Origin of the sequence: Paraburkholderia solitsugae, assembly GCF_013177695.1 — a bacterium.
GTDB lineage: Bacteria > Pseudomonadota > Gammaproteobacteria > Burkholderiales > Burkholderiaceae > Paraburkholderia > Paraburkholderia solitsugae.
Map to the genome: position 1 here is coordinate 61,735 of NZ_WOEY01000105.1, position 8,378 is coordinate 70,112.

Below are 8,378 nucleotides of genomic sequence, written 5' to 3' on the forward strand. Positions count from 1 at the left end.
CAAAAAATGCCCGACATCACGTCTACGTTTTCCAGACCGTCCCACTTTTACTTCACCGGACGCAGACCATGACCGTTCGGCGGCTCACCCGGGCGCACTTCGCGCTGTACCGCGGTTACCTTGAGGGCGCGACGATCGAGGGTCTGCACACCGCCTATGGCGAGCCCGGCACCGACGTGCGCGTCACACGTCGACTGATTGCGACGCTGCGCGACACGCTGGCGGTCGCCGCGCGGCGCGCGCGCGACATCGAGGCGGCGCACCTGCTGCGCCTCAAACCCGGCAGCATCCCGCTCGCGGAGCTGCACGGCACCGACGACGTGCCGACGCTGGAGGTCTACCGGGATCGCATCGATCCAGACCACGTCTATGGCGAGGCGGAGCTGCTCGACCTGTACCTGGCCGACTACCCGCCGGAAGCCACCCCGCGGATGGACCGGCGGATTGCCCGCAATGCCCGGCTGCGGCGCCGCCAGGCCGATGCGCTCGGCCGCATGGAAAAGGCGCTGGTCCAGGACCCGGCCCCGGATCATCCACTGGACGGCTGGTTCGAGCCCGTCGTCGCCGGCCGGCTGCAGGCGGCCGGCCTCTCGACGCTGGCCGACCTGCTGGCCCTGATTGGCCGACGCCGTAACCGCTGGCACACCGAGGTGCCGAAGCTCGGTCCGAAGGGCGCGCAGCGCATCATGGACTGGCTGTCGCTGCATGCCACGTCACTTCGGCAGGTACTGTCCCCGCTGGCCACCACGCCGCGCCGGCAGCTGCAACCGGGACATCCGGCGCTCACCCGGCCGCCGATCGCGCCAACCGTACCGGCTGTCGTACCGCTGGAAGCGCTGCGCGTATCGGCAGAACTCGACGGCTCCCGCGGGCTGAACCGCGCACCCGTGCCCGCGCACCAGGCCGAGCTGGATACCGATCTCGCTGCGATCGCCGCCTGGGTGAACGTCCGCGGAGCCCGCAGCGCCGATACGGCCCGGGCCTACCGGCGCGAGGCCGAACGCCTGCTGCTATGGGCGATCGTGGAGAAGCGCAAACCGCTGTCGTCGCTCAATACGCTGGATTGCAGCGAGTACATCGAGGTTTTCTTGCGGGACCCGCAGCCCGCGGACCGCTGGGTTGGCAATCGTCGCGTCGAGCGCTTCGAGCCGGCCTGGCGGCCGTTCACCGGGAAAGAACTGAGCGATCGCAGTCGCGAGATCGCGCGCAAGGTCCTGCGTTCAATGTGCAGCTGGCTGGTCGGAGAACGGTATCTGGCCAGCAACCCGTTCCACGGTCTGCCGAAGTCCGACGGCATTGACGAGATCGATGCGACGGGACGCACGCTCACGCACGCCCAATGGCAATACGTGCTGCAGACGACAAAGCGCGTGACGTACGCGCGGGAAGACCAGCGCGACCACTTCATACTATTGCTCGCGTACGCCACCGGACTGCGACGCGCGGAACTGGCCAAGTCAACCACGGGAGATTTGGCCCGCACCGCGCTGGACGGCGCGCTGGACGACGCGTGGGAACTGAAGGTCCACGGCAAGGGGCGCCGCAAGCGTCACGTGCCGATGCCGGTTCGGCTGATGGCGGAACTGGAGCGGGAGCTGCAGGCGCGGGGGGCGCTACCCCTCGGGAGGTGCGCCAAAGACACGCCGCTGATTGCGCATCTGCAGACCGGCAGGCCGCTGACGCCGGACGCCGTCGCGCGCCTGTTCAAGCGGATCTTCGCACGGGCGGCCGACCGGCTCGAGGCAGCCTACCCCGGGGCCGCAGCCGATCTGCGCCGTGCCAGCACCCACTGGCTGCGCCATACCCACGTGAACCACACGCTCGACAGCGGCGCGGATCTGCGCGACGTACAGGCCAACCTGGGGCACGCCAGCCTCGGGACGACCACGATCTACACCAAAGGGGACAGCGCGCGGCGTTACAAGGCCGTGAACGCGTTCTTCGAGGACGCCCTTTCGGGCGCAGAAAAGTAGTTTTTTCGCATGCGAAAGAGCGGGTAGCTACCGAGACGACCTACGCTTTTCCTCACGTAATTTCTCACGAAAACCTGCCAAACCCAGCATTTAAAGGGGTCCCAGGCGGTCCATCCCCGTAAAAGTTAACTTGCGTTTACCCAAGGCGACAGCTACGCTTCGGGAAATTCTATCGGCTGGCTATATTTTCGCCCAAACGATAGAACACAACCACCGGAATGGAACGCCATAAGAACGCTATGGATCTCGACCTCGCGAATCCCGGGAAGACGACGCCCGAAGACCTCATCAAGCTCGCCGGCCTATCTGACTTCATGCTTCAGAAGATTCGCGACGAGTTGCTTGAACCGTTCCCCCGGAAAGTCCCGCCGTTAATCAGTTCCGCGCGGGTGCAGGAGATGTGCGGCATAGACACCCAACGGATGGCCTATGCACTCAAGAAGGGGGAGTTGCCGCAAGGCACGCAGTCCCGTCGAGGCGCTCCACGACAGTTTACCGTGGAAGAGGCAGTTCAGTGGGTCAAGGCCGAACTGAACCCTCCGCCGCGTACCGGTCCAGGCAAAGTCATTGCGGTGGCCAACTTCAAGGGCGGCGTCACAAAAACTACGATGTCGACCATCTTGGCGCAGGGGCTCGCGTTACGGCGGGGTCGGCGAGTTTGCCATATCGACCTCGACCCTCAAGGAAGCGCCACGACGCTTTATGGGATAAATCCGCACGCTGAGGTTGATGCGTCGCAGACGATCATGCCCTTGGTCGAAGCGTTCTTGAAAGGAGAGCCCTTCGACATGTCGACGCTTCCTCAGTCCACTTACTGGCCAAACCTCGATCTGATTCCTTCGTCCACGGAATTGTTCAACGCGGAGTTCATGCTGCCGGCTCGGGCTTCAGCGGGTGCCCGTGGCGAGCGCTTTGAGAACGTTCTGCATAAGGGTCTCGAAGCTCTGCGAGATGAATACGACTACATCATTCTCGATACTGCCCCCACGCTTAGCTACCTGACGATCAATGCCATTTTCGCGGCTGACGGAGTGATTGTGCCCGTCGTTCCCGATGTACTGGCGTTCGCGTCCATGGTGCAGTTTTGGCATCTCTTCTCTGACTTGGTGACCGGGATGGCCGCCAGGGGGGATGAGTCGAGGAAGGAATTCGATTTCATCGACATTCTGGTGACCCGGATGACGCCAAAGCCTGCTGCGAAAGCCGTTCAGTCTTGGATTTCGCAGCTCTACGGTTCAAGGGTGATACCTGTCGAGATACCCGAAACCGACGTTGCGCGAAACACGAACATGCGGTTCGCGACCGTCTACGACCTGACGGTCTATGAGGGCGGTGCAGAGACTCTTCGGCGAATTCGGACCCCGTGCGACCAGTTCGTCGACCGGGTAGACGACAAGATTTCGAGTCTCTGGCAAAAAGGATAGGCGACCATGGCGACGATGAAGAATTTCGCATCAAAAGCGGCAGGCATCAAGCTCACCAGCGAAGAGATGGCCGCAGCTGGAAGTCGTCCGGTCGGGGCCCCCCGAACGGCCCCGGGGCAGCTCATGCACCTGCAGGCAACTGCCGAGCAGCAGCATGACGAGATCGAGCGCTTGAAACGCGCTCTCGCCGAGCGCACCGCTGAAGAAGAAGTCGACCTCGATCTCATCGACGAAGTTGAAGGCAGGCGCCGAAAACTAAGTCCGGAAGAATACGCTGAACTCAAAGCCAACCTCGAACGCAACCCGCTGATTCAACCTGTCGTGCTGCGTCGCCGGCCGAACGGTCGACGTGAATTGGTCGCTGGCCACAATCGCACCGCGATTTATCGCGAGCTGGGCCGGCAACGCATTCGAGCTGTAACTCAAGATATTGCCGATGAGGACGTCAGCAAGTTCGCATTTTTCAGCAACCTGTTGGCGCCCTCTCTTTCGGACTTCGAGAAGTACTGGAATTTCCTTCAGTTGCAAACCGAAACTGGCTTGGACCACGCGGCGCTTGCAGAGATCGCGGGCATTAGCCGCGTCCATGTAACTCGGATCATGCGATACGACGCATTGCCGGACAAAGCGAAAGAAATCCTCTTTAGACGGCCGGAACGCTTGGGTAGCACTGCGGCTCAGGCCCTGTCGCAGATAGCGGAGTCGGGGCGCGCTGAGGCAGTAATTGCGGCGATCGAGAAGCTCGTCAACGACGAAACGATGACGCAAGAGCAGGCCGTGAGTATGGCCCGGGCAAAACGCCCTACTGCTGCACCAGCGGAAAAACTGTTCGTCAAAAGCGGTAAGCGGCACATCTGCGAGATTTCGGTTCGCAAAGGCGTCGTAGGAGTTCAATTCAAGGGCGATGACGCAGAGTCTGCCAGCGACTGGGCACAGCGGATTCGTGAGTTCATCGCCAGCCAGATTACGAGCAAGGAGTGATGTACGAGTCGTACATGCTTATAAATCAATGACTTACTGGAAAAGAAAGGGGCTTGGATGCAGTCGATGACGCTCTAACGCTAGAAAGACAAAAGCCTTCGGAACGGCTAATTCCGAAGGCTTTTGAATATTGGGCTTGCTGTCGCTCGCCCCTCCTGCTGCACTCCCCCGACGGCTAATCGGGCGAAGCACTGACACTTCGGAGTGTAGCGGAAAGCGATCGGCAGTCAAGCATGTGTCTTCCATTTTTCCAAAATGGACGCTCGACATGTCTATCGCGCAACACTCCGTTGCTGGCGAGGGTGAAGCTCATCCTTGCGAAGCAGAAACACAAACCGCAGAAGGCGACGCACAAGCACGCGCCGAATTCACCTGCGACACAACCAACCTGCCTTGGGTGATATTCCGGGCCGTCCATCGTGCCGCGCAGCTACAAGGCGTCAGCGCACGCTCCCGCGCCCTGCTCGCTGCCCTCGCCCGTACCGTGGACGCCAAACGCCCCTACGCCGCTATATTCGCGCGCCGTGAACTGCTTACCGGCCGCGCCATGCAATCCATGCGGACCTTCTATCGCAGCCTCGACGACCTCGAAGCTGCAGGCCTCATCACGCGCCCTCCCCAAAGCCGATACGGTCAAGCTGGCCTGTTTGGTCGCGCCTACCTCCACCTCACTGAAAGCGCGGCCTTGCTGCTTGGTCTCGTCGTCAAGGAGACTCCAGCCAGTCACACGGCGTCGCCTGATGCTAAGGACGAAAAGGCTCAGGAAGCCCGGGAGGATTCGCTGGCTCTACGGTCTGCCAATGTGGCAGACGGAGCTATATATAAGGATCTTTTCCCTCCTTCCTCTCAAGAGAGACAACCAGGCACCCTCCCCGCGGATCTCCAACGCCTCACTTCGCTGGGATTTCATAGATTTCTGGTCTTCAAACTCATGACCGAAGCCAAAGCAAACGGCAAATTCCTCTCCGACGTCGTCGATGTCAGCTGGGCTGGACTCAAGAAAGCGCACGCGCCAATCAACTACCTCCGCGCCCTTCTGCGCAAGCCAGTCGACTTTGCCTATCGTGCCCGGCAGCTTCGGAACCAAACCGATCAGCAGCAACGAGAAGCAACCGAAAAGGCAGAAGTGACGGCCACGGTAGCCCGCTCTGCTGGCCAAAGCTTTTACGACGCGGTCGGGACCCGGCGCGTAACCGTCAGCGCCGACGGAAGCACGTTGACCGTCCTTGATGCCGCCGAAGGAATCGCGCGGACCGTACTCAACGGATGGCAATCGGCGTTTGCCAAAGCCGTGCGGAAAGGGGACTTGCAGCCGGCGACCGACGCGCATCACGCTACGTTCGACGCACTCGCGAGCACAGCGCCGAAGCAGACAGCCGCAGCGCGGAATGAATACGCTGGACAACCTCGACAGCTCACCGGCGGCATTGCGGGACAGCTCGACGTTATCAAAAACGCGCTGCGTGCGGCGGGGAAGGGGAAGTTTGCAACCGTCTGGTCAGGACAAGCGCAGAGCTGTCCCGCGAACGCCACCGCGTAGTTCGCTACTTGTCCAGGGAGGCAAGTTTCGAGAACGCGGTACCCGGGTCAATGCCACAGGCGCGACACCAGTCGAGATAAAACAAAACGTCGACATATCGCTCTCGGCGCTCGATCTTCGAAACGTTTGGCTGGTCGACGTGCAGCGCGCTGGGCGAGTTGCACCTGCAAGAGGTCGGCGGCAAGTCGAAGCCTGCGCATATGGAAGCGCAGACGCTCGTAGCGCTCGTCATTGATGTTGATCGAAGGGGGCATACACGTATGCGCCCTACTATCGTCAAATATGCCATTTTGACCTATTCGCGATATGGTCATCCCGCGATCAAACGTACGACGAAATTTAGTTGAGCTTGGCTCCAACCAGTGCGGCCGCGTTCCGGACGATGCCAGTGTCGAAGTTCACCGACGCCCGGAGCCCTTCGCCAAAGCTGGTGAAGAAGTCAGTGGAACCACCATTAGCCATGCGGGCCATGACCGCGGCTTGGATGAACAGGGCGCCGAGCAGGCAGAGAATGAAACGGATCATGTTGGTGTATCAGCGCGTCAACGCGGCTTCGATAGGTAAGGGTGGAGGATCATATGTGCCTAGTTTCACTTTCTCTCTGATCCGGGATATCTGCCGGCCGATCACGGCGGCAGACATGTTCAGCCGGTCGCCAACTTCAGCTCTCGTACATCCGGAGTCCAGCAGCGAAACGATCAGCTCCTGATCCGTTGTTATGACGCCGTCCGATTCACACTTTCGCATGCGAAATTTTACTCACTGTTTGACAGTACTATAATTTTGTGCGGGGTGCGCGCATCGGCGCAGATATGAAAGTCTTTCCGACTGCACCAGTCCTGTCTACGCGGACCAGTAGGGCTGTCGTTCCCGGTCGGCCCCACGTAACCGAACCGGACTTGACTCGCGCCATCAGCATCCACTGAAGCTGGCCTGTCGGGCACTTCGAGCGCCTTCAAACACGAGCGATTCTAGCCGAACCAAGTAGTCCGATCCAGGGGGATATCGGACTTATTTCGCACTATCTATTGACCGTCAACATTTCTAATAATAATATCCGTTGCACGTGACCACACGTCACCCATCAAAAATCAATGGACCGTCAATAACCGGAGCGTCTCATGTCCAACACCGTGCAATCGCGCATCTACCAGGCGCTTACCGAACTGATTCCGAATCTTGGAAAGACATCGAGCCGCACGCACTTTGCCCCGCCGCGAGTGGCCGGTGATATGGCAGTCCATTGCACTGTTGACGAGACCAGAGAAGGTCATCTCACCGTCGAGATCGCTCACGACCGGCCCGCGCGCGGGAGCGCTAATCCTGCGTCGTGGATCTGCTTTGACGTCGACCCGGCTCGGGCTGTCGCTCGTGTTACGTGCTTTCAGGAAGGCTGCCACTACAGCATCGCGGGGCAGCACACCGATGCCCAATCGGCGCGAGTCAATCTTTACGCGGCCAACTGGCTGGCTGTCTTCAATACGTTGGGCCGAGTGTTCGAGCCGATCGATCAGGCTATCTACGCGTAAGCCGGGGAGAAACATGCACAAGGTTGGAATTGCGAACCAGAAGGGCGGCGTAGGAAAGACCACCACCGCGCGGCACCTGTCATTCACGGCTATGGAGAGGGGTTTGCGCACGCTCGTGATTGATCTCGACCCGCAGGCGAACCTAACCCGAACGATGCTGTACAGGTTAATGACGAATGCGGACGAAACGCTGATGCGTGCCCGATCCGTCAATTGGGACAATATTCAGCTGCCAGCCATTGCGCCGGACAGCAGTGCTCACTTGCTGTTCATGAGCGGGCAGGAACCTCGGCCTATGTCAATCGCGCCGGGTGTCGATCTGTTCGCCGGCTCCGACGACCTGATAGAAGTATTAGGGTGGCCACTCGATTGCACGCAACACGCACGCTCCGCGCTGAACCGGCTGGACGATCAGTACGACATCTGCGTGATCGACACGCCCCCGACGATGAGTAACCTGCTCTTTGCCGGAATGATCTGCGCGGATTACCTGCTGATGCCGTGTGACCTGGACAAGGACGCGACCAGCGGACTGCTCGATCTCACACAGAAAGCTCAGATCATCGCTGAGAACTTCAATCCGGATCTCGAACTGCTCGGCGTGCTTCTCAACAAGGTTAATAAGCGCCGCGCATACGACCAGACAGAGCGAATCACGCTGCGCCAGAAATGGGGCGACGCCGTGCTGGATGTCGAGCTGCAAGAACGTTCTGCAACAAAACTCGCGAAGGAACATCCAGTCTGGAAGAACCCACGCGGCGACAGCGACCGTCGCGCGGCAGCAGAAATGCGTTCCGTGTGTGAGTCGCTGTTCAAACGTATTGGTCTGTAAGGGAAACAACTATGCAGCTCAGAAATGGCCAACAGCTGACGAGCCTCGCTCAGCTATCGAAGATGAAGCCCGGCAGCGCAATGGCCGCGGCGATCGAGG

7 protein-coding genes and 1 pseudogene are annotated in these 8,378 nt (G+C 60.2%); 6 read left to right on the forward strand and 2 right to left on the reverse strand.

From position 1 onward, the window contains the following. Positions 1–68 precede the first annotated feature (68 nt). The 4 genes from GNZ12_RS26985 (at position 69) to GNZ12_RS27000 (ending at position 5,918) form a co-directional block, all read left to right on the forward strand. Entirely contained in the window at positions 69–1,973 is a 1,905-nt protein-coding gene (locus GNZ12_RS26985) for a phage integrase family protein (RefSeq protein WP_172315245.1), read from the forward strand. A gap of 239 nt (positions 1,974–2,212) precedes the next feature. Beyond that, entirely contained in the window at positions 2,213–3,397 is a 1,185-nt protein-coding gene (locus tag GNZ12_RS26990; protein ID WP_172315246.1) for a ParA family protein, read from the forward strand. A 6-nt stretch (positions 3,398–3,403) separates the two neighbouring features. Then, complete coding sequence (locus GNZ12_RS26995; protein ID WP_235993904.1) at positions 3,404–4,378, forward strand: ParB/RepB/Spo0J family partition protein; 975 nt, start codon at positions 3,404–3,406, stop codon at positions 4,376–4,378. Positions 4,379–4,646: 268 nt separating this feature from the next. After that, on the forward strand, positions 4,647–5,918 hold the full coding sequence (locus tag GNZ12_RS27000; RefSeq protein WP_172315247.1) for a hypothetical protein: 1,272 nt from the start codon (positions 4,647–4,649) through the stop codon (positions 5,916–5,918). 4 nt (positions 5,919–5,922) lie between these two features. On the opposite strand, the pseudogene GNZ12_RS44580 reads toward GNZ12_RS27000, so the two are convergent. Beyond that, positions 5,923–6,172 (reverse strand): annotated as a pseudogene (locus GNZ12_RS44580) (helix-turn-helix domain-containing protein). 85 nt (positions 6,173–6,257) lie between these two features. After that, complete coding sequence (locus tag GNZ12_RS27005) at positions 6,258–6,443, reverse strand: hypothetical protein (protein WP_172315248.1); 186 nt, start codon at positions 6,441–6,443, stop codon at positions 6,258–6,260. A 596-nt stretch (positions 6,444–7,039) separates the two neighbouring features. On the opposite strand from GNZ12_RS27005, the gene GNZ12_RS27010 reads away from it, so the two are divergent. Both GNZ12_RS27010 and GNZ12_RS27015 read left to right on the forward strand, forming a co-directional pair. Then, positions 7,040–7,447, forward strand: coding sequence for a hypothetical protein (locus tag GNZ12_RS27010; RefSeq protein WP_172315249.1), 408 nt, complete (start codon positions 7,040–7,042; stop codon positions 7,445–7,447). Between the two features lie 13 nt (positions 7,448–7,460). Then, positions 7,461–8,279 (forward strand): ParA family protein, encoded by an 819-nt coding sequence (locus tag GNZ12_RS27015; protein WP_172315250.1) that lies wholly within the window; start codon positions 7,461–7,463, stop codon positions 8,277–8,279. The last annotated feature ends 99 nt before the right edge of the window (positions 8,280–8,378 follow it).